Here is a 19,661-nt window from a genome sequence, read left to right as displayed (position 1 = left end):
TCTTCCCCTCATTCCCCGTCCATGCGCGAACGCTCGCGCGCGGTCTATCCCGCGCTGTCCTGGGTGTGCCGCGATCCGGGCCGCCTGATCGCCTTCGGTTTCGGCAGCGGCCTGATCCGCCCCGCCTCGGGCACCTGGGGCACGCTGCTGGCCTGGCTCATCTGGGTCGCCGCCGCGCCGGCCGCGTCGGACCTGGCCATCGGCATCTTCCTGGCGCTGGCCTTCCTGTACGGCTGCTGGGCCTGCGACCGCGTCGGCCGCGAACTCCAGCAGCCCGATCATGTCGGAATGGTGTGGGACGAGATGGTGGCGTTCTGGCTGGTGCTGTGGCTGACGCCGGCCGGCTGGTTGTCGCAGGCGCTGGCGTTCGTGCTGTTCCGCACGTTCGACATCGTCAAGCCGCCGCCCATCAAGTTCTTCGATGCCCGCCTGAAGGGCGGTTTCGGGGTAATGTGGGACGATATCGTCGCGGCCGGATACGCCTTGCTGATCATGGCGCTGGCCGTGCGCACAGGAGTCTTGGGATGAACCAGCAACACGAAAACCCGCAGTCCAATCTGTCGGCTGAACAACTGGCGCAGGCCACCGTATACGGGCTGGCCGAGAGGCTGGGCGACACGCTGCGGCGCCTGGGGTTGGTGCTGGGCACCGCCGAATCCTGCACCGGCGGGCTGTTGGCGGGCGCCGTGACGGCGGTGGCCGGATCCAGCGAGTGGTTCGACCGTGGCTTCGTCACCTACAGCAACGACGCCAAGGTCAGCGAACTGGATGTGTCGCCGGACGCCTTGCATCACTTCGGCGCGGTCAGCGAGCCGGTGGCGCTGGAAATGGCCAACGGCGTGCTGCTGGCATCGCCGGCGGCGCAAGTGGCGGTGTCCACCACCGGCATCGCCGGTCCGGGCGGCGCCACGCCGGGCAAGCCGGTGGGCATGGTGTGCTTCGGCTTCGCGCAGCGGGTCGGCGACGGCATCAGCAGCCGCGCCGTCACCCATGTCTTCAGCGGCGACCGCGCGCAGGTGCGCCAGCAGGCGGTCGAATTCGCGCTGCGCGGGGTGCTGGAATTGCTGGGGGCGCCGGTCAACCGGCGTTGAGGAAGACCGCGCGCGCAATGGCGCGGTCCAGGGATACCGCGGGAGCCGCCTGGCCCCCGCGAGCGGCGCTCAGCGCACCGCGTTGATCGCGTCGCGCAGGCCGCGCGCGGCCTCGCCGGCGGCCTGGCGCCAGTCATCGCCGCCGCTGGCGTAGATGATGGCGCGCGACGAGTTGATCATCATGCCGCTGCGCGCGGCGTTGGCGCCGGCATTGACGGTGGCGGTGATGTCGCCGCCCTGGGCGCCGATGCCCGGCACCAGCAGCGGCACCGCGTCGCCGATGCGCTGGCGCACCGCGGCCAGCTCGTTCGGGAAGGTCGCGCCCACCACCAGGCCGCACTGGCCGTTGGCATTCCATTTGTCGGCCACCAGCCCCGCCACGTGCAGGTACAGGGGCTCGCCGTTATCCATTTTGAGGAACTGCAGGTCCGACCCGCCGGGGTTGGAGGTGCGGCACAGCACGATCACGCCGCGGTCGCGCCAAGCCAGGTAGGGCTCGACCGAGTCCAGGCCCATGTAAGGGCTGACCGTCAGCGCGTGCGCCTGGTAGCGCTCGTAGGCTTCGCGGGCGTAGTTTTCGGCGGTGGAGCCGATGTCGCCGCGCTTGGCGTCCAGCACGATGGGCAGGTCGGGATGCTTGTCGCGGATGTGCTGGCACAGCGCTTCGAGCTGGTCTTCGGCGCGGTGCGCGGCGAAGTAGGCGATCTGCGGCTTGAAGCTGCAGGCGTAGGGCGCGGTGGCGTCGACGATGTCGCGGCAGAACTGGAAGATCGCATCCGGCTTGCCCTGCAGTTCGCGCGGAAAGCGCTGCGGGTCGGGGTCGAGCCCGACTTGCAGGAGTGAGTTGCTGGTGGTCCAGGCGTGTTCGAGTCTTTGGAGGAAATTCATGGGGGAGTTCAGTGCAGTTTGACCCGGGGGCGCGTGCGCCGCATGAGCAGGCGGGCCAGGGCCAGGGAGGCGGTGCGTGAGATGCCCAGCACCGCTTTGTGGTGCATCAGGTGCAGGCTCATGTACATCAGGCGCGCCAGTGTACCGCTTACGAACAGTCCGCGTCCGGCCAGCTTGCCCATCAGGCTGCCCACGCCGGCGTCCTGGCCCAGCGAGACCAGCGAGCCGTGGTCTTCGTAGACATAGGGGGCGGTGGGCTCGGCCGCGCGGCGCAGGCGCGCGGTGAGTTTCTTGCACAGGTAGTCGGCCTGCTGGTGCGCGGCCTGGGCGCGCGCCGGCACGGTGCGGCCGTCGCGCCAGGGCGCGGCGCAGCAGTCGCCCAGCGCCAGGATGTGCGGATCGGCGGTTTCGAGCCGTTCGTTGACCTCGACCTGGCCCAGCTTGTTCAGCGGCAGGTCCAGCTCGGCCAGCAGGGCCGGGCCCTTGATGCCGGCGGCCCACATGCACAGCCGCGCGGGGAATTCGCGGCCATCGGCGGTCTTGACCGAATCGGCCGTGACTTCCGAGACCCGGCAGGCGGTTTCGACGCGGATGCCGAGCTCGGTGAGCCGCGCGGTGGCGGCGGTGGAGATCTTCTCGGGCAGCGCCGACAGGATGCGCGGCGCGCCCTCGACCAGCGTGATCGCCAGATCGCGCTCGGCGCGGAAATTCGGCAGGCCGTAGGCGCTGACCACGTGGCTGGCCTCGACCAGTTCCACCGCCAGCTCGACGCCGGTGGCGCCGCCGCCGACGATCACCAGGTCCAGCCGCGCCGACGGGTCGCGCACCTTGGCCTGGTCGACCAGCGCCATGGCCTTGAGCATGGTCAGGCGGAACTGCTCGGCGTTCTCGGTGGTGTCGAGCGTGACGGCGTGCTCGGCCGCGCCCGGGGTATTGAAGAAGTTGGAGGTGCTGCCCAGCGCCAGCGCCAGCGTGTCGTAGGCCAGTTCGCGGCGCGGCAGCACTTCCTGGCCCTGGCTGTCGGCCACGGCGTCCACGGTGACTTGGCGGCGCTCGCGGTCGACGCCGACCAGTTGGCCCTGCGCGAAGGAAAACCCGTTCAGGTGGGCCAGCATCAGGTAGGACAGGCCTTCCTGGTGGATGTCCAACGTGCCCGCCGCCGCTTCATGCAGCGACGGCTTCCAGATGTGGAACGGCCGGCTGTCGACCAGGGTGACGTGCTGGCGGCCGTGGATGCGGCCGAGCTTGGCGGCCAGTTCAAGGCCGCCGGCACCCCCGCCGACGATGACGATACGTTCCGAGGTGGCTGGCGTCGAATTGGGCATCATGGCTCCCAGTATAGAGGCGCGGGCCCCTGGACGGGCAAGCCTCGCGCCGGGATTCAGTGCATCACGAAGCGACTGACCGCCACGCCCACCCAGACCGCCACGGTGAACAGCAGCAGCAGCATGACGGCGGCGCTGCCCAGGTCCTTGGCCCGGCCCAGCAGCGGATGAGTGTCGACCGACAGCGCGTCGGCCAGCGCCTCGACCGCCGAATTCAGCAGTTCCACCGCCAGCACCAGCACCACGGTGCCGATCAGGAAAAACACCTCGACCGTGGTGCGCCCCAGGAAGAACGCGGCCGGGATCAGCAGCACGGCCAGCGCCAGTTCCTGGCGGAAGGCGGCCTCGTACTTGATGGCGGCCTGCAGGCCCTGCAGCGAATAGCGCAGCGCGTTCAGGATGCGGCGCAGGCCGCCGGTGCTTTTGTAGGGCGAGTGGTGCGGATTGGTCGACATGGGAAGCGTAATAAGGCCGGGTGTGGCGGCTTTTTAACAGATATGGATTGCCGGCGTGATGCGACATGAGGCAGGTCAAGCATGCGCCAGGTTCTGCCGGTAATACTACGTTACTTTTTGCCTTCGCCGCGGCCATGCGATACCCTGGCGGCGCGCGGCTTCGCGGCGTTGGCTTTCGCCCACGCCCGCCGTGTGCAATTCCCTACCAACGCGCCTCTGCGCCCGTCTCGGGGCGGATGCATCACGGCGCCCTGAGACACAGCAATCCATGCTCGAACGCTTGAATACGGAGTCCTTGTCGCGCCTGCCCGCAGACGTGGAGAAACCCGCCTATGACCGCGGCCGATTGACGCCGGGTATCGTGCATCTGGGACTGGGCGCCTTCCATCGCGCGCACCAGGCGTTGGCCACCGACCTGGCCATGGCCGCCAGCCAGGATCTGACCTGGGGCATCCTGGGGGTGTCGCTGCGCAGTCCGGCCACGCGCGATGCGCTGACGCCCCAGGATGGCCTGTACACCCTGTCGCTGCGCGACGGCGACGAGGCAGGCGGCGCGCGGGAATCGCTGCGCGTGGTCGGGTCGGTGCTGCGCGTGATGGTGGCCCAGGAGGATCCGCAAGCGGTGCTCGAGCGCATCGCCTATCCGCAGACGCGCATCATCAGCCTGACCATCACCGAGAAGGGCTACTGCCACGAACCGGCCACTGGCCACCTGCGCTGGGACGACCCGGACATCCTGCATGATCTGGAGAACCCGGTGCGCCCGCGCAGCGCCATCGGCATGCTGGTGCATGGCCTGGCGCTGCGCCGCGAGCGCGGCCTGCCGCCCTTGACACTGCTGTCCTGCGACAACCTGCAGGCCAATGGCGACACGCTGCGCAGCCTGGTGCTGGCCTTTGCGCTGCGGCTGGACGTGGCGCTGACCGGCTGGATCGATGCGCACTGCACCTTTCCCAATTCCATGGTCGACCGCACCGTGCCGGCCACCCGCGACGAAGACCGCGCGCGCATCACGCAGCGCCTGGGGGTGGAAGACGCCTGGCCGGTGGTGGCCGAGCCCTACCTGAACTGGGTGATCGAAGACAAGTTCGCGGCCGGACGCCCCGCCTGGGAAGCCGCGGGCGTGACCTTCGTGGCCAATGCCACGCCCTATGAGCGGCTGAAGCTGCGCATGGTCAACGGCCCGCATTCGGCGCTGGCCTGCCTGGGGACGTTGCTGGGCGCGGCCACCATGCATGAGGCGGCCGCGGTGCCGGCGTTGCGCGGCTTCGTGGACGACCTGATGCGCCACGAGATCGCGCCCACGCTCAAGGGCATTCCGGATGCCGGCCTGGAAGGCTACCGCCAGCGCTTCCTGGCGCGCGTCGACAACGCGGCGCTGTCGCATCCGACGCGGCAGGTGGCGATGGACAGTTCGTACAAGCTGCCCCCGCGCCTGCTGGCCACCATCCGCGACCGCCTGCGCGGCGGCGACGATATTCGTCGCCTGGCGCTGGCGGTGGCGGCTTGGCTGCACTATCTGCGGGGCGAAGACGAAAACGGCGCGCGCTATCCGATCGAGGATCCGCTGGCCGCGCCCCTGGCCAGACTGTTGGCGCGTGCCGATGTGGCGGCGCGGGCGGCGGCGCCCAAGCAGGCGGCCCATCGCCGCGCCCTGGTGCTGGCCGGCTATCGCCCCGTGTTCGGCGACCTGGGCGAGAAACCGGTGTTCGTCGCGGCGCTGGCGGCGCAGTTGGAGACCCTGCGCGAACATGGCGTCCTGCATGCGCTGCAAGCCGTGGCGCGTGACCCCGAGCTTATTGTTCCGGCCGACAGCGAGGGCGTGGCGGAGGCGGCTGAAGCGACGGCCGCCGCGGCCGCGCCGCCTGCACGGGAAGCGGCCGGCCTGGGTATGTGAGCCCGCGCCGGCCACGACGCTGCCCCTATACGCCCAGGTAGTGCAGCAGGCGCGCTTCGTCGTCGATGAAGGCCTGCGAGGTGCCGCTCCAGGCTACCCGGCCCTTTTCGATGATGGCGTGGCGGTCGGCGGTGGCCAGCAGGGGCTCCAGGTTCTTGTCGATGCACAGCACTGCCAGTCCGGTGCGCTTGAGGCTTTCCAGCGCCTGCCAGATCTCTTCGCGCACCACCGGCGCCAGCCCTTCCGTGGCTTCGTCCAGGATCAGCAGGCGTGGATTGGTCAGCAGCGCGCGGCCGATGGCCAGCATCTGCTGCTCGCCGCCCGACAGATGGCTGCCCAGGTGGCGCGCGCGTTCGGCCAGGCGCGGGAACAGCGCGTAGACGCGTTCCAGGGTCCAGGGCTGCGCCAACCCCTGGCGGTTGTGCGCGGTGGCCACCAGGTTCTCGCGCACCGACAGGTTCGGGAACACGTGCCGGCCCTCGGGCACCAGGCCGATGCCGCACTGCGCCACCTTATAGGCCGGCAGGGCGGCGATGTCGCCGCCGTCGAATGTGATGGCGCCGCGGCTGGCGCGGTTCAGGCCCATGATGGCCTTGACCGTGGTCGACTTGCCCATGCCGTTGCGGCCCAGCAGCGTCACGAACTCGCCCGGGCCGATATCCAGATCGATGCCGAACAGCGCCTGGCTGGCGCCGTAGTGCGCGGTCACGCCGCGCAGCGACAGCAGCGCGCTCATGCCGGCGCTCCCTGCGCGCGGCGGCCGGCGTGGCCGCGTTCGCTGCCCAGATAGCACTCGCGCACCTGCGGATCGTTGCGGATCTGGTCGGCATCGCCGCAGGCCAGGGCGCGGCCATACACCAGCACCGTGATGCGGTCGGAGAGCGCGAACACCGCCTGCATGTCGTGCTCCACCAGCAGGATGGTGTATTGCCCGCGCAGCTGTTGCAGCAGCCGTGTCATGGCCTCGGATTCGTGCTGGCTCATGCCGGCCATGGGTTCGTCCAGCAGCAGCAGGGTCGGCTGGCAGGCCAGCACCATGGCCAGCTCCAGTTGCCGCAGCTCGCCATGCGCCAGCGCGGCGGCGGGGGTGTCGGCGCGCGCGTCCAGGCCGGCCAGCGCCAGCGCCTCCCGCGCCGGCTCGCGCAGCGCCGGCGTGGCCAGCAGCGGCCGCCAGAAGCGGAAGCCGTGGCCGCGCCGCGCCTGCACCGCCATGGCCACGTTCTCCAGCGCGGTGAACGGCTTGAACACCGAGGTGATCTGGTACGAACGCGCCAGCCCGCGGCGCACGCGCCGTTCGACCGGCAGGCGCGTCACGTCCTCGCCATCGAGCAGCACGCGGCCGCCGTCGGGCCGCAGCTCGCCGCTCAACTGGCCGATCAGCGTGGTCTTGCCGGCGCCGTTGGGGCCGATCACGGCATGCAGTTCGCCCGGCCGGATGTCCAGCGACAGGTCGTCGGTGACGGTCAGGCCGCCGTAGCGCTTGACCAGGTGTTCGACGCGCAGCGCGCTCATCGCGGTTCTCCGGTGGGGTGGGGCAGGGGACGCGCGGCGCGCAGCCGCAGCGGCGCGTCCGGCAGCCCGCCATAGAGGCCGCGGCGCGACACCAGCACCACGCCCACGATCAGCAGGCCCATCACCAGCATCCAATGGTCGGTCAGCAGCTTCAGGCCTTCTTCCAGCAACAGGAAGGCCAGGGCCCCGGCAACCGGGCCGACCACCGTGCCCAACCCGCCCAGCGCCACCATCACGATCAGCTCGCCGGAGGTGGTCCAGGCCAGGTACGAGGGCGACACATACAGCGTCAGGTTGGCCAGCAGCACCCCGGCCACGCCGCACACCATGGCCGACAGCACGTAGGCCGCCAGGCGATAGCGCAGCGTCGCGAAGCCCAGCGCGCGCATGCGCCGCTCGTTGGCCTGGCAGCCGCGCAGCACCATGCCGAACGGCGCGTGCACCAGCCGGCGCAGCGCGGTCAGCGCCAGCAGCAGCACGCCGAATGCGGTGTAGTACAGCGCCAGCGGCGTATCGAGCCGGAACAGGCCGAAGTCGCTGCCGGCGAACAGCGACATGCCGTCGTCGCCGCCGAAGCCCTCCAGCCCCGTGGCCAGGAAATAGAACATCTGCGCGAACGCCAGCGTGATCATGATGAAGGCGATGCCGGACGTGCGCATCACCACGTAGCCGCTGACCAGGCCGACCACGGCGCAGGCGCCCAGCGCGGCAAGCAGGTGCAGCCAGCCGTTCTCGATGCCGTAGTGGTTCAGCACGCCGACCGCGTAGGCGCCCAGGCCCAGGTACAGCGCGTGGCCGAAGCTGACCATGCCGCCGTAGCCCAGCAGCAGGTTCAGCGCCAGCGCGGCGATGCCGTACACCAGCACGCGGCCGAACAGCGCCAGCAGGAACGGTTCGCCCTGCCATTGCGCGTACAGCGGCACCAGCGCCAGGAGCAGCAACAGCGCGCCGGCGGCGAGCGCGCGGGGAGAGAGTCGAAGCATGTCGGGGCCTCCTTGGGCGCTATCCATGCCGCACGGGAAACAGGCCCTGCGGCCGCAGCGCCAGCACCAGCGCCATGACGATGTAGATCAGCATCGAGGCGATCGCCGGGCCGGCCGCGTTGGCGGCGGCCGGCGGCAGCGCGGCGCGCAGCAAGGCGGGCAGCAGCGCCCGGCCGAGCGTGTCGACCAGTCCCACCATCAGCGCCGCCAGGAAGGCGCCGCGCACCGAGCCGATGCCGCCGATGACGATCACCACCAGCGTCAGGATCAGGATCGGTTCGCCCATGCCGGTCTGCGCCGACAGGATCGGCCCGGCCATCAGGCCGGCCACGCCGGCCAGCACCGCGCCCAGCACGAACAGCAGTGTGTTCAGGCGCGCGATGTTCACGCCCAGCGCGCCCACCATCATGCGGTCGGTGGAGCCGGCGCGGATCAGCATGCCCAGCCGCGTGCGGTGGATCAGCGCGTAACAGCCCGCCGCCACCGCGAGCCCCGCCACGATGATGAGAAAGCGGTATAGCGGGTAGGTGACTCCCAGCAGGTCGATGGTGCCCGACAGCCACGACGGCAGGCCCATGCTGATCGGCGCCGGGCCCCAGATGATGCGGGTCAGCTCGTTGAAGAACAGGATGAAACCGAAGGTGGCGAGCACCTGGTCCAGGTGCTCGCGCGGATACAGCCGCGCCAGCGCGATGCGGTCCAGCAACAGGCCCAGCAGCGCCATGCCCGCCACCACGGCGGCCGCGGCCAGCAGGAACGAGCCGCTGTGGCGGAACACGGTGGCCGCGATGAAGGCGCCCATCATGTACAGCGAGCCGTGCGCCAGGTTGATGAAGTTCATGATGCCGAACACCAGCGTCAGGCCGGCGGCCAGCAGGAAAAGCAGGATACCCAGTTGCAGGCCGTTCAGGGCCTGCACCAGCAGCAATGTCGCGGACATGGCGCCTTACCTCGTTATTGCCCGGCAGGCCGGCGTCATTTCATGGCGCACTGGGCGGCGTACTGGTCCGAGACCTTGGACAGGTCGGCGAAGATCGGGCCCTTGTTGACGAAGCCGACCTTGCCGTCCGCGCCCGCCGCCACGTCGGCGCGGAAGAAGCCGGCCGCCGGGAAGTGGTTCGGCTGGTAGCGGAATTCGCCGCGCACCGACTGGAAATCGGCCGCCTCCAGCGCCTTGCGCAAGGCTTCCTTGTCGTCGGTCTTGCCGCCGGTGCGCTTGAGCGCCGAGCCGATGAGTTGCGCCGCGTCCCACGACTGGGCCGCGTAACTGGACGGCTCGCGGCCGTACTTCTGGCGGAAAGCGGCGGCGAAGGCCTTGTTGGCGGCGTTGTCCAGGTCGGGCGAGTACGGCACGTTGGTGACCGCGCCGAGCGCGTCCTTCTGCAGCGCGGGCAGGGTGGCGCCGTCGATGGTGTCGACCGACAGCAGGGGGATCTTGTCGAACAGGCCCGCCTGGCGGTACTGCTTGATGAAGTTCACGCCCATGCCGCCGGGAAAGAACACATAGGCGGCATCAGGCCTGGCGTCGGCCAGCGCGGCCAGCTCGACCGAGTAGTCGGGCTGGTTGACCTGGGTGAAGACCTCGTTGACCACCTCGCCCTTGAAGAAGCGCTTGAAGCCGGCCATGGCGTCCTTGCCGGCCTGGTAGTTGGGCGCCAGCAGGTAGACCTTCCTGAAGCCCATCTGGTTGGCCATCTCGCCGCTGCCTTCGTGGCGCTGGGTGTTGTTCCACGAGGTCGAGAAGAAGAACGGCGAACAGTCCTTGCCGGCCAGGTTGGTGGGGCCGGCGTTCGAGCCCACCAGGAACACGCCGGCGCCGGTGACCGGCCGCGCCACCGCCAGCATCACGTTGGAATACACCACGCCGGTGATGATCGGCACCTTGTCGCTCTGCACCAGCTTGCGCGCGGCCTGCACGCCGACCTCGGGCTTGAACTGGTCGTCTTCCTTGATGACCTGCACCGGCACGCCGCCGAGCTTGCCGCCGCCCTGTTCGACGGCCAGCATGAAGCCGTCGAGCTGGTCCTGTCCCAGCACCGAGCCGGGCCCGGTCAGGGTGGTCAACAGGCCGATCTTCACATCGGCCCAGGCGGCGGCGCCGGGCGCCAGGGCGACGGCCGCGGCGGCGGCCAGCAGATGGATGCGTTTCATGGTGAATCCCCTTGCGTTGCCGTGTCTCACGGTCATGGTTGGCGGGCGGCTCAGCGGTCCAGCCCGAAGAACGTCTGCGTGTTGGCCGACAGGATCTTGTGGCGCACCGCGGGCAGCAGGTCGGAATTCGACACCAGCCGGCCGACCTCCTGCTCGCCCAGCGGATACGGATAGTCGGAACCGAGCAGCACGCGGTCCTCGCCCATCACGTCGATCAACAGCCGCAGCGAGCGCGGATCGAACACGGCGCTGTCGACGTAGAAGCGGTCGGTGTACGACGAGGGCGGCTGCGGACAGTCCTGGCGCACGATGTCGCGGTGGCGCCAGGCGTTGTCCACGCGTCCCAGCAGGAAGGCGAAGCTGCCGCCGCCGTGGGCGAAGCACAGCTTCAGGCTGCGCGGAATGCGCTCGAACGCGCCGGACAGGATCAGCGACAGGATGCCCAACTGGGTTTCGGCGGGCATGGCGACCAGCCACGGCAGCATCCACCGCTTCATGCGGCCGTCGGTCATCATGTCCCAGGGGTGCACCAGCACCGGGATGCCTTCGTCGGCGCAATGCACCAGGAACTGCACCAGCGTGTCGTCGTCCAGGTCGCGCGGGCCGACGTGGTTGCCGATCTGCACGCCCAGGTGACCGGCGGCGCGGGCCCGCGAGGCCTCGCGGCAGGCCAGCTCCAGGTCCTGCAGCGGCACCTGCGCCAAGGCCTTGAGGCGGTCGGGCGCGAAGGCGCAGTGCTCCAGCGCCAGGTCGTTCATGCGCGCGGCCCAGTCGGCCGCGGCCCGCGCGGGATAGGCGTAGCCGAACATCACCGGCGTGGCGCACAGGATCTGCAGGTCGACGCCGTGGCGGTCCATCTGTTCGACGCGCAGGGCCGGGTCCCACAACGTGGCATCGACCGGGCGGAAGGGGCGGTCGCCGGCCATGATCTGGCCGGTCGAGCCATCGCCGTCGCGCCGCAGCCAGGGCGCGTCCACCGGGTCCAGCGCCGCTGCTTCCTGCCGCGTGATGGGCGGGAAGAAGTGCGCGTGCATATCGATTTTCAGGGTCATAAAGAGGGCGGATGACAGGTTGGGGGCGTCAGGCGGGCGACGGCTGCGCGGCGGGGGCCTGCGCCTTGCCGGGGTGGAGCGCGCCGCAGCCGGGGCAGGTGCGCTTTTCCTCGCTGGAATAGAAGGCCTGGAACAGCGGCGGCAGGTCTGTCACGATGCTTTTGAGCTGCACCTCGACGCGGTGCACCAGGTGGCCGCAATGCGGGCAATACCATTCGAAGCCGTCCAGCAGCCCCTGCGGACGCTGGCGCTCGATCACCAGACAGGCGCTGCCGGTCTCGGGGCGCTGCGGCGAATGGCGCACGTGCGGCGGCAACAGGAAGATGTCGCCTTCCTTCAGGTCGACCCGTTCGGGCTTGCCGTCGATCCACAGCGAGAGCCAGGCGTTGCCGCGTACCTGGTAGAAGAACTCTTCCAGTGGATCGTCGTGGTAGTCGGTGCGCAGGTTGGGGCCGCCGACCACGGTGACGATGAAATCGGCGTCCTGCCAGATCTGCTGGTTGCCCACCGGCGGTTGCAGCAGGTGGGCATGGTCCTGGATCCAACGCTGGAAATTCAGGGGCGGGCCATAGGCGGGCATGACGGTCTCCGGGAGGCGCTTGCGGACTTCGTTGAAGGCAAGTCTAGGCGGGGGAAGGGGCCGCGGCACAATAGAAATTGCGCGGTTGGATATGCGGGGTATCTATCGCGGGGTTTCCCTGAACGGGATATCCCGGATGCGGTGGCCGGCGCTCAGGCGCCGGCGGGGCGCTGCGCCGCGATCTGCTTCAGGTACTCGACCAGCCGCAGGCAGGCCGGCGTCAACGGCCGGTCGGCGCGGATCGAATAGCCGACGTCGCCAAACGCGCCGAAGGCGTCGGTGGGCAGGCGCGTCAGCACGCCCATGGCCAGGAACTGGGCCGCGGCGTCGTAGGGCATCAGCGCCAGCGCGTCGCTGTGCATCAGGATGCCGATATTGGTCAGCAGCGACAGCGATTCGACGTGGCGCGTGGGCAGCCGCACGCCGGCATCGAAGAAGCTGCGCTCGATCGAGGCGCGCAGCGGCGAGGTGGGCGCGGGCAGGATCCAGATGTGGTCGGCCAGCTCGGCCAGCGTCACGCGCGCCGCGCCCGCCAGCGGATGGCGCGCGCCGGCCACCAGGCACAGGTCCTCGCGGTAGAGCTTGTGGTGGTCGACGGCGACGCCCGAGATCGACGCCATGTCGGCGCCCGGCAGGCGGCCCACCACGATGTCGACGTCGCCGGTGGCCAGTGCCGGCAGCAACTGCGCCGACGGCCCCTCGCGCACCGTGACCTGGATGCCGGGGTGCTCGGTCATCAGCCGCGCGATGGCCTCGGGCAGCAGCTTGGCCGAGGCCGCGATCAGTGTGCCCACCACCACGTGGCCGCTGGCGCCGCCCAGCACCGCGTCGATGTCGTCGGCCATGTAGCGGATCTCGGCCATCATGGCGTGCACGCGGCGGCCCAGCACCAGCGCCAGCTCGGTCGGCGTAACGCCGCGGTTGGAGCGCTCGAACAGCGTCGCGCCGAAGAACGCTTCCAGGTCGTGGATGGCCTTGGTGACGGTGGGCTGGGTCAGGTGCATGTCGCTGGCGGCGCGCGACAGCGAGCGGCGCGCCAGCACGCGCTCGAAGATCTGCAACTGGTGCAGCTTGAGTTTGTGGCTGAGCGCGTTGGGCGTGATGCGGAAGTTCGACATGCGCGCGGCCGTCCCGGCGGGGCGGCGATCCTGTTCCGAAGGCGAAGCCGCAAGGCGGTCAGGCGCCATGGCCGCGCGCGCCGCTCAGCGCGCCTGCGGCTTGTAGGCCACCGCCTTGATCTCAATCAGCAATTGCGGGTGCGGCAACTGATGCACCGCCACGGTGGTGCGCGCCGGTCCATCGGCGTCGAAGAACTCGCCGTAGACCTGATTGTAGCCACCGAAGTCGTTCATGTTGACCAGGAAAGTACTGATCTCGACCACGTCCGCCAGGCCCGCGCCGGCGCTGGCCAGGATGTCGCGGATGTTCTCGATCACCGCGCGCGTCTGCGCGCGGATGTCGAGCGTGGCGGTGCCCATGGCGTCAACCTCGGCGCCGGTGATGCGGTTGTCGGGCAGGCGCGAGCTGGTGCCGGAGACGAACAGGAAGTCGCCGGCGCGCTTGATGTGGGGATACTTGCCGCGCGGCGTGGCCTTGCCGGCGACGACGGTGGCGCGGGTGGAAGATGAGGTCATGGTGGTGTCCTTGAAGGCGCTGTGGCTCACAGTTTGATGCAGACGTTGGTGGGCTCGGTGTAGAAATGCAGCGAATGGCGGCCGCCCTCGCGGCCGATGCCGGACAGGCCGCTGCCGCCGAACGGCGTGCGCAGGTCGCGCAGGAACCAGCAATTGACCCACGCCAGTCCCACCTTCATGGCCTGCGCGACGCGGTGGCCGCGGGTCAAATCCTGCGTCCAGACGGCGGCGGCCAGGCCGTAGCGGGTGTCGTTGGCCAGGCGGATGGCCTCTTCCTCGGTGTCGAACGGCGCCACGTGGCAGACCGGGCCGAACACTTCTTCCTTGATGCAGCGCGCGCTCTCGGGCAGGCCGGTCCAGATGGTCGGCTGCACGTAGGCGCCGGCGTCGCGTGCATCGCCGAACACCGGCACGCCGCCGCCGGTGACCACGGTGGCGCCTTCCTCGCGCGCCAGGGCGAAATACGACAGCACCTTTTCCCGGTGTTCGCGCGACACCAGCGGCCCCATGCCGGTGTCCGCGTCATTGGGCCAGCCGATGCGCAGCGCCCGCGCGCGCTCGGCCAGCGCGGCGACGAAGCGTTCGTAGATCGGGCGCTGCACGTACACGCGTTCGGTGCACAGGCAGACCTGGCCGCAGTTGGCGAACACCGAGCGCGCGGTGCCGTCGACCGCCGCCTCGAAGTCGGCGTCGGCGAACACCAGCGCCGCGTTCTTGCCGCCCAGCTCGAACGACACCGGCTTCACGCCCGGCGCCACGGCGCGCATGATGGCCGCGCCGGTGGCCGATTCGCCGGTGAAGGTGATGCCGTCGATGTCCGGATGCGTGGTGATGAACTCGCCCGCCGAGCCCGGCCCGAAGCCATGCGTCAAGTTCAGCACGCCGGGCGGAAGCCCCGTATCGTGCGCGACCTCGGCCAGCAGCGTGGCGGTGGAGGGCGTGACCTCCGACGGCTTCATGATGACGGTGTTGCCGAACGCCAGCGCCGGCGCCACCTTCCAGGTCAGCAGCAGCAGCGGCAGGTTCCACGGCGAGATCACGCCGACCACGCCCAGCGGCTTGCGGTAGGCGTAGTTCAGCGCCTGGCGGCCGTCGGGCGTGTCGGTCATGTAGCTTTCCATGTCCAGCGTGCGCGCCAGCTCGGCGAAGGTTCGGAAGTTGGCGGCGCCGCGCGGAATGTCGATCTGGCTGGCCCAGGAGACCGGCTTGCCGGTGTCGCCAATCTCGGCCTGCAGGAAATCGTCGAAGCGGCGGCTGATGCCGTCGGCCAGCGCCAGCAGGTGGTCGGTGCGCTGGCCGACCGGCAGCGCGGCCCAGGCGGGCAGGGCGCGGTGGGCGGCGGCGACGGCGCGGTCGACCTGCTCGCGGTTGGCTTCGTGCGCCTGGGCGATCAGCGCGCCATCCACCGGGCTGTGTTTGTCGAAGGTGGACGCGCCGTCTTCGAAGCGGCCATCGATGTAGTTGCGCAACTGGCGGATCGTCATGATCGGGATTCCGGGAAGGGCCGAGAGGTAGGCTGGCGATAATGTACGTATACGTACTATTATGCGGATATTAGGCAGCGCCCGGCGCGAAGTCAATGCAGGGTTTTGCCCCAGGAGGGCCGACGTGGGTGGGCTGGCCGCCTGCCGCGGCGCGGGCTGGCCGCCACGCGGGACCCTCGGGGCAACGAGTGCCTCGGCCTACAATCGCCAGGCCCTCTCCATGGAACGCCCGATGACCGTTTCCCGTTCGACCTCACGTCCGGCCCCGCCCCGCGCCTTGCGCGAATTCGACCTGACCCACGTGGCCTCGCACCTGCTGCGCCGCGCCCATTTCCGGGCCGAGGCGCTGTTCGCGCAGGCGTTTCCCGACGAGGACCTGACGCCGCGCCAGAAGGCCCTGCTGATCACGGTCTACCAGAATCCGGGCGCGACCCAGAACCGGGTCGCCGAGCTGATCGCGCTGGACCGCAATTCCTTCGCCGAAATGATCGCCCGCATGAGCGCCAAGGGGTACGTGCGGCGCACGCGCTCTGCCGAGGACGGCCGCGCCTATGCGCTGGAGATCACGGACGAGGGCATGGCGCTGCTGGCGCGGGTGCTGCCGCGTGATGCGCAGGTGGAGGCGCAGGTGCTGGCGCCGATCCCGGAGGAACTGCGGCCCGTGTTCCTGCGCTGCCTGCGCCTGATGGCGGGGCTGGAATCACCCGAGCCGTCATGAGGAAAAAGGAGCGGGAAAGGCTCGCGTCCAGCGCAGCGGGTGACGGACGCGGCGTCGGGTTCAGGGCGTGTCCGACGGCGGTGATGCCGGCGGCGCCGATGCCGGCACGGACGCCGACGATGTCGGCACGGCGGACGCTGGATCCGCATCCGAAGCCTTGGAGGCGGCGGGCGTCTTGGGCCGAGCCTCGCGCCCGAACCGCAGCGCGAACTGCCGCGTGAACACCGCGCCGAAGAAAAAGATCTGCGCGGAGTAATAGATCCACAGCAGCAGCGCGATCAGCGAGCCGGCCGCGCCGTAAGCCGACACCGCCGCGCCCCGGCTCAGGTATACGCCGATGCCCCACTTGCCCACCAGGAACAGCGCCGCCGTGACGATGGCGCCGGGAATCACGTCGCGCCAGGAGATCCGCGCGCTCGGCAGCAGTTTGAAGATCACCGCGAACAGCGCCACCACCACCGAAAACGAAAACAGGCTCGACGCCCAGTCGGCCGCCGTGGCGAAGGCCGAGGCGGTCCACAGGTCGCCGTAGTACTTGCGCGCGGCGCCCAGGGCCGCGTTCACGGTCAGCGAGACCAACAGGAACAGCGCCAGCACCAGCACCAGGCCGAACGACAGCATCCGGCTGCGCACCATGCCCTGGATGCCGCCCTTCTGGTTGCCGGACACTTCCCACAACTCGTCCAGGCTGGCCTTGAGCTCGGCGAAGGCCGTGGTGGCGCTGAAGATCAGCACGAAGATCGAAATCAGCGCCGCGATCCAGCCGCCGCCGGATTCATGGGCGCTGGCCAGCACCGTCTGGATCACTTCGGCGCCGCGCTCGCCGGTCAGGTCGCGCAACGACGCGAACAGCTCGGACCGTACCGCGTCCTCGCCGAAGAAGGCGCCGGCCACCGCGATCACCAGGATCAGCATCGGCGCCAGCGAGAACACCATATACAGCGCCAGCGCCGCGCCCTTGCTGGAGGCGCGGTGGGTGGACCATTGGTTGGCGGAATCCATCAACAGGCCGCCGATCTCGGACGGACGCAGGGCACGCAGGCTTTGGGGAAGGCGCATGGGTCTGGGTGGTTGCGGGCGAACCCCCATTGTAGGGACTGCGCCGCTCGCTGCCCGCCTGCAAACGTAACAAGTCTGCGCGGCGCCCCTGGCGCCGCCGTCCGCGACCTTGGCTAGCGCGCCTTTTCCTTCTCGTAGGCCAGGTAGTCCAGGTGGATGCCGATGTGATCCGCCAAGTATTTCGCGTCATGCCAGACGCCCCAGATGAAGGACGAGGAGCGGTTGGTCTGGTTGGGCAGGCCGAGGAAGTAAATGCCCTTTTCCGAGGTGATGCCGCGCTTGTGCACCGGATAGCCGTGGTCGTCGAGAATATCGGCCTCGATCCAGCGGTAGTCCACCTTGAAACCGGTGGCCCAGACGATGGACGTGATTCCCGCCTGGGCCAGATCCAGCGCCAGGATGGGGTGCTTGAGGCATTCGGGATCGTCGAGCAGGCGCCAAGCCTCGGGTTCGGGCGGCAGGTCCAGGCCATTCTGCTCGATATAGGCGTCGGCCTCGCGCAGCACCTCGAAGTAGTCGGCGTCGCCTTGCGCGATGTTGCGCGCCAGGCCCTCTTCGAATGTCATCACGCCCTGCTCGAATGCGCGGGTGACGCCGACCAGTTGGATGCCCTCGTGAGCCATGCGGCGAAAGTCGATGGTCTTGCCGTTGTCGTAGCCGCTGACGGCGAAGGCGACGTGTTCGCGCTTGGGCTTTTTCCGGACCTCGTCCCACATGCCCAGCGCGCCCAGCCACCAGCAATAGTCGCGTTCACGGTAGGCGCGCGGCGGACGGTAATGCTCGCCCACCGACAGGTAGACCTGGCGGCCGGCGCGGCGCAGTTCCTCGGCAATCTGCGAGCCCGATGCGCCCGCGCCCACGACCAGCACCGCGCCGTCGACCAGTTGGCCAGGGTTCTTGTAGGCCGACGAGTGGATCTGCTGGATGCCGGCCTGCGCTGGCACGATCTCGGGGTAGTGGGGGATCTGGAAGGCGCCGGTGGCCACGACCACGTGGCGGGCTTCGATCTCGCCGGCCGAGGTGGCGACGGTAAAGCCAGGGCGCTTCTGGTTGCGCCGGACCCGCAGCACCTCCACGCCGGTGCGGACCGGCGCGTTGATCATGCGGGCATAGTCCTCGAAGTAGCGCGCCATGCGCTCCTTGGGCGGGAAGACGTCGGCGCCGACGTCATCGAACTTCAGGTGGGGGAAGCGGTCGTGCCAGGCCGGGCCGTTGGCCACCAGCGAGTCCCAGCGCTCGGAGCGCCAGCGTTCGGCGATGCGCTTGCGTTCCAGCACGATATGGTCGATGCCCATCGCGCCCAAGTGTTCGCTCATTGCGATACCGGCCTGTCCGGCGCCAATCACCAGGGTATTGGTTGTTTCCACTGACATGTTTTCCTGAGAAGTATCGAGGCCGGCGTCGCGGAACGCCGCGGCATCGTCGCCTGGGACATGAGCGCGTTCGCTCATGGATGAGGCGCAGTGTGGGCCAGATGGCCGCGCTTGATAACTTGGTTTTTTGGACGCTGGGCTTAGGAAAAAGCAAATCACTGCCCGCGTGGGCCGGAACCCCGGCGTTTCGTTTTTTCCGATGGCCCGCCTCGGTATCCACAAACGGCCGGCCGCGCCGGCCTCCCGTATGCTGCAAGCCATGCCATCGCCCAGCGCGCCGCCGCCACGCGCGCCGCGCGCCAGGCGCAGTCCCCGTCGAATCCTTCCGAGCCGCCATGCAGAACAGCCCTTTGTCCCCGAAATCCTCCAGCGCGGTCAGCCTGGAAGGCGTGGTCAAGAAATACCGCCAGCAGACCGTGTTGCAGGAACTGTCGCTGAAGATCCGGCGGGGCGAATTCCTGACCTTGCTGGGACCGTCCGGCTGCGGCAAGACCACCCTGCTGAACCTGATCGCGGGCTTTGCCGAGCCCGACAACGGGGAAGTCTTTATCGAAGACCAATTGGTGACTGACCTGCCGCCCTACCAGCGCCAGATCGGCATCGTGTTCCAGAACTATGCGCTCTTCCCCCACATGACGGTGGAGCGCAACATCGGCTATGGCCTGCGCATGCGCCGCCTGCCGGCCGACGAGATCGCCGAGCGGGTGCGGGAAGCCATGGCGCTGGTCAAGCTCGACGGACTGGGCGAGCGCCGACCGCGCGAATTGTCCGGCGGTCAGCAACAGCGCGTGGCGTTGGCGCGGGCGCTGGTGATTCGGCCCAAGGTGTTGCTGCTGGACGAGCCGTTCTCTGCGCTCGACAAAGGCCTGCGCGGCGCCATGCAGGTGGAGATTCGCGAGATCCAGCGCCGCCTGGGCGTCACCACGGTGTTCGTTACGCATGACCAGGGCGAGGCGCTGGCCATGTCGGATCGCATCGCGGTGATGTCCGCGGGCGTGATCCGGCAGATCGCCACGCCCGACGAGCTCTACCGCAATCCCCAGGACCCGTTCGTGGCCTCGTTCCTGGGCGACGTGAACATCCTGCCCGCCCACTATCACGGCGCCGAGTCCGACGGCATCCTGCTGCGGCTCGGGGCTGGCCTGATCCGCGTGCCGCGCGAGCGGTTGGTGGGCGGTTCGCACGAGGGCCGCCGACTGGACATCTACGTGCGGCCGGAACAGATCCGGTTGGAACACCTGCACGGCGAATCGGTGCTCAGCGGCACCGTGGTCAATCACGTGTTCCAGGGGGACCACATCGATTCCTATATCGACGTGGATATCCCCGTGGCGGGCCGCCAGCGGGTCATGGTGCGCAGCGCCGGCCTGGAGGCGCCGCGCCAGTGGCCGGTGGGCGCGGTGACCGGCCTGGCCTTGCCGGGGCAGGGCGTCAGCGTCTTCGACGCGTCGTGACCGCC

At 69.3% G+C, this 19,661-nt stretch carries 20 protein-coding genes and 1 pseudogene; 5 read left to right on the top strand and 16 right to left on the bottom strand.

All coding sequences use genetic code 11. From position 1 onward, the window contains the following. Positions 1 to 21 precede the first annotated feature (21 nt). Both AruCF_RS21765 and AruCF_RS21760 read left to right on the top strand, forming a co-directional pair. On the top strand, positions 22 to 528 hold the full coding sequence (locus tag AruCF_RS21765) for a phosphatidylglycerophosphatase A family protein (RefSeq protein ID WP_049076110.1): 507 nt from the start codon (positions 22 to 24) through the stop codon (positions 526 to 528). Next, positions 525 to 1,091 (top strand): CinA family protein, encoded by a 567-nt coding sequence (locus AruCF_RS21760; RefSeq protein WP_049076108.1) that lies wholly within the window; start codon positions 525 to 527, stop codon positions 1,089 to 1,091. The genes AruCF_RS21765 and AruCF_RS21760 overlap by 4 nt, the downstream gene beginning before the upstream one ends. A gap of 69 nt (positions 1,092 to 1,160) precedes the next feature. Here the strand turns inward: AruCF_RS21760 and pyrF are convergent, their stop codons facing one another. The 3 genes from pyrF to AruCF_RS21745 are packed head-to-tail and all read right to left on the bottom strand — an operon-like array spanning position 1,161 to position 3,759. Next, complete coding sequence (pyrF, locus tag AruCF_RS21755; protein WP_049076107.1) at positions 1,161 to 1,979, bottom strand: orotidine-5'-phosphate decarboxylase; 819 nt, start codon at positions 1,977 to 1,979, stop codon at positions 1,161 to 1,163. Positions 1,980 to 1,987: 8 nt separating this feature from the next. Continuing rightward, the gene (locus AruCF_RS21750; RefSeq protein WP_049076105.1) at positions 1,988 to 3,307 is read right to left on the bottom strand and encodes an NAD(P)/FAD-dependent oxidoreductase; all 1,320 of its coding nucleotides are present in this window, start codon (positions 3,305 to 3,307) and stop codon (positions 1,988 to 1,990) included. Between the two features lie 53 nt (positions 3,308 to 3,360). Beyond that, a complete protein-coding gene (locus tag AruCF_RS21745) occupies positions 3,361 to 3,759 on the bottom strand; it encodes a diacylglycerol kinase (RefSeq protein ID WP_006385962.1) in 399 nt (132 codons plus the stop codon). Between the two features lie 268 nt (positions 3,760 to 4,027). On the opposite strand from AruCF_RS21745, the gene AruCF_RS21740 reads away from it, so the two are divergent. Further along, positions 4,028 to 5,656 carry a mannitol dehydrogenase family protein gene (locus tag AruCF_RS21740; protein WP_049076103.1) on the top strand — a complete coding sequence of 543 codons (1,629 nt, stop codon included), beginning with the start codon at positions 4,028 to 4,030 and terminating at the stop codon, positions 5,654 to 5,656. 25 nt (positions 5,657 to 5,681) lie between these two features. Here AruCF_RS21740 and AruCF_RS21735 read toward each other — a convergent pair whose 3' ends face one another. The 11 genes and pseudogenes from AruCF_RS21735 to AruCF_RS21690 form a co-directional block, all read right to left on the bottom strand. After that, positions 5,682 to 6,392, bottom strand: a complete 711-nt coding sequence (locus tag AruCF_RS21735) for an ABC transporter ATP-binding protein (protein WP_049076101.1) — start codon at positions 6,390 to 6,392, stop codon at positions 5,682 to 5,684. Then, on the bottom strand, positions 6,389 to 6,556 hold the full coding sequence (locus tag AruCF_RS30255; RefSeq protein WP_369817049.1) for an ABC transporter ATP-binding protein C-terminal domain-containing protein: 168 nt from the start codon (positions 6,554 to 6,556) through the stop codon (positions 6,389 to 6,391). The genes AruCF_RS21735 and AruCF_RS30255 overlap by 4 nt, the downstream gene beginning before the upstream one ends. A gap of 147 nt (positions 6,557 to 6,703) precedes the next feature. After that, positions 6,704 to 7,102, bottom strand: a pseudogene (locus AruCF_RS30250) (ATP-binding cassette domain-containing protein); the annotation flags it as partial. Positions 7,103 to 7,164: 62 nt separating this feature from the next. Next, positions 7,165 to 8,151, bottom strand: a complete 987-nt coding sequence (locus tag AruCF_RS21725) for a branched-chain amino acid ABC transporter permease (protein WP_049076098.1) — start codon at positions 8,149 to 8,151, stop codon at positions 7,165 to 7,167. A gap of 19 nt (positions 8,152 to 8,170) precedes the next feature. Continuing rightward, on the bottom strand, positions 8,171 to 9,091 hold the full coding sequence (locus AruCF_RS21720; protein WP_049076096.1) for a branched-chain amino acid ABC transporter permease: 921 nt from the start codon (positions 9,089 to 9,091) through the stop codon (positions 8,171 to 8,173). A 35-nt stretch (positions 9,092 to 9,126) separates the two neighbouring features. Further along, the gene (locus tag AruCF_RS21715; protein WP_049076095.1) at positions 9,127 to 10,302 is read right to left on the bottom strand and encodes an ABC transporter substrate-binding protein; all 1,176 of its coding nucleotides are present in this window, start codon (positions 10,300 to 10,302) and stop codon (positions 9,127 to 9,129) included. Positions 10,303 to 10,352: 50 nt separating this feature from the next. After that, a complete protein-coding gene (locus AruCF_RS21710) occupies positions 10,353 to 11,354 on the bottom strand; it encodes an amidohydrolase family protein (protein WP_049076094.1) in 1,002 nt (333 codons plus the stop codon). Positions 11,355 to 11,382: 28 nt separating this feature from the next. Further along, entirely contained in the window at positions 11,383 to 11,934 is a 552-nt protein-coding gene (locus tag AruCF_RS21705) for a 3-hydroxyanthranilate 3,4-dioxygenase (protein ID WP_049076093.1), read from the bottom strand. A 152-nt stretch (positions 11,935 to 12,086) separates the two neighbouring features. Continuing rightward, positions 12,087 to 13,052: a LysR substrate-binding domain-containing protein gene (locus AruCF_RS21700; RefSeq protein WP_063569904.1), complete on the bottom strand. Its 966-nt coding sequence runs from the start codon at positions 13,050 to 13,052 to the stop codon at positions 12,087 to 12,089. 84 nt (positions 13,053 to 13,136) lie between these two features. Then, the gene (locus AruCF_RS21695; protein ID WP_049078098.1) at positions 13,137 to 13,568 is read right to left on the bottom strand and encodes a RidA family protein; all 432 of its coding nucleotides are present in this window, start codon (positions 13,566 to 13,568) and stop codon (positions 13,137 to 13,139) included. Positions 13,569 to 13,594: 26 nt separating this feature from the next. Next, positions 13,595 to 15,052, bottom strand: a complete 1,458-nt coding sequence (locus tag AruCF_RS21690) for a 2-hydroxymuconic semialdehyde dehydrogenase (protein WP_083036850.1) — start codon at positions 15,050 to 15,052, stop codon at positions 13,595 to 13,597. A gap of 232 nt (positions 15,053 to 15,284) precedes the next feature. On the opposite strand from AruCF_RS21690, the gene AruCF_RS21685 reads away from it, so the two are divergent. Continuing rightward, a complete protein-coding gene (locus AruCF_RS21685; protein ID WP_235432701.1) occupies positions 15,285 to 15,770 on the top strand; it encodes a MarR family winged helix-turn-helix transcriptional regulator in 486 nt (161 codons plus the stop codon). A 60-nt stretch (positions 15,771 to 15,830) separates the two neighbouring features. Here AruCF_RS21685 and AruCF_RS21680 read toward each other — a convergent pair whose 3' ends face one another. Beyond that, positions 15,831 to 16,829 carry a YihY/virulence factor BrkB family protein gene (locus AruCF_RS21680; RefSeq protein ID WP_049076086.1) on the bottom strand — a complete coding sequence of 333 codons (999 nt, stop codon included), beginning with the start codon at positions 16,827 to 16,829 and terminating at the stop codon, positions 15,831 to 15,833. A gap of 113 nt (positions 16,830 to 16,942) precedes the next feature. Next, positions 16,943 to 18,202 (bottom strand): flavin-containing monooxygenase, encoded by a 1,260-nt coding sequence (locus tag AruCF_RS21675; RefSeq protein WP_049076083.1) that lies wholly within the window; start codon positions 18,200 to 18,202, stop codon positions 16,943 to 16,945. Positions 18,203 to 18,552: 350 nt separating this feature from the next. Between AruCF_RS21675 and AruCF_RS21670 the strand changes: the two genes are divergently transcribed. After that, positions 18,553 to 19,656 (top strand): ABC transporter ATP-binding protein, encoded by a 1,104-nt coding sequence (locus tag AruCF_RS21670; protein WP_231891659.1) that lies wholly within the window; start codon positions 18,553 to 18,555, stop codon positions 19,654 to 19,656. The last annotated feature ends 5 nt before the right edge of the window (positions 19,657 to 19,661 follow it).

This window comes from Achromobacter ruhlandii, from assembly GCF_002082135.1.
GTDB lineage: Bacteria > Pseudomonadota > Gammaproteobacteria > Burkholderiales > Burkholderiaceae_B > Achromobacter > Achromobacter ruhlandii.
This window is presented reverse-complemented; position numbering and strand designations above follow the sequence as displayed.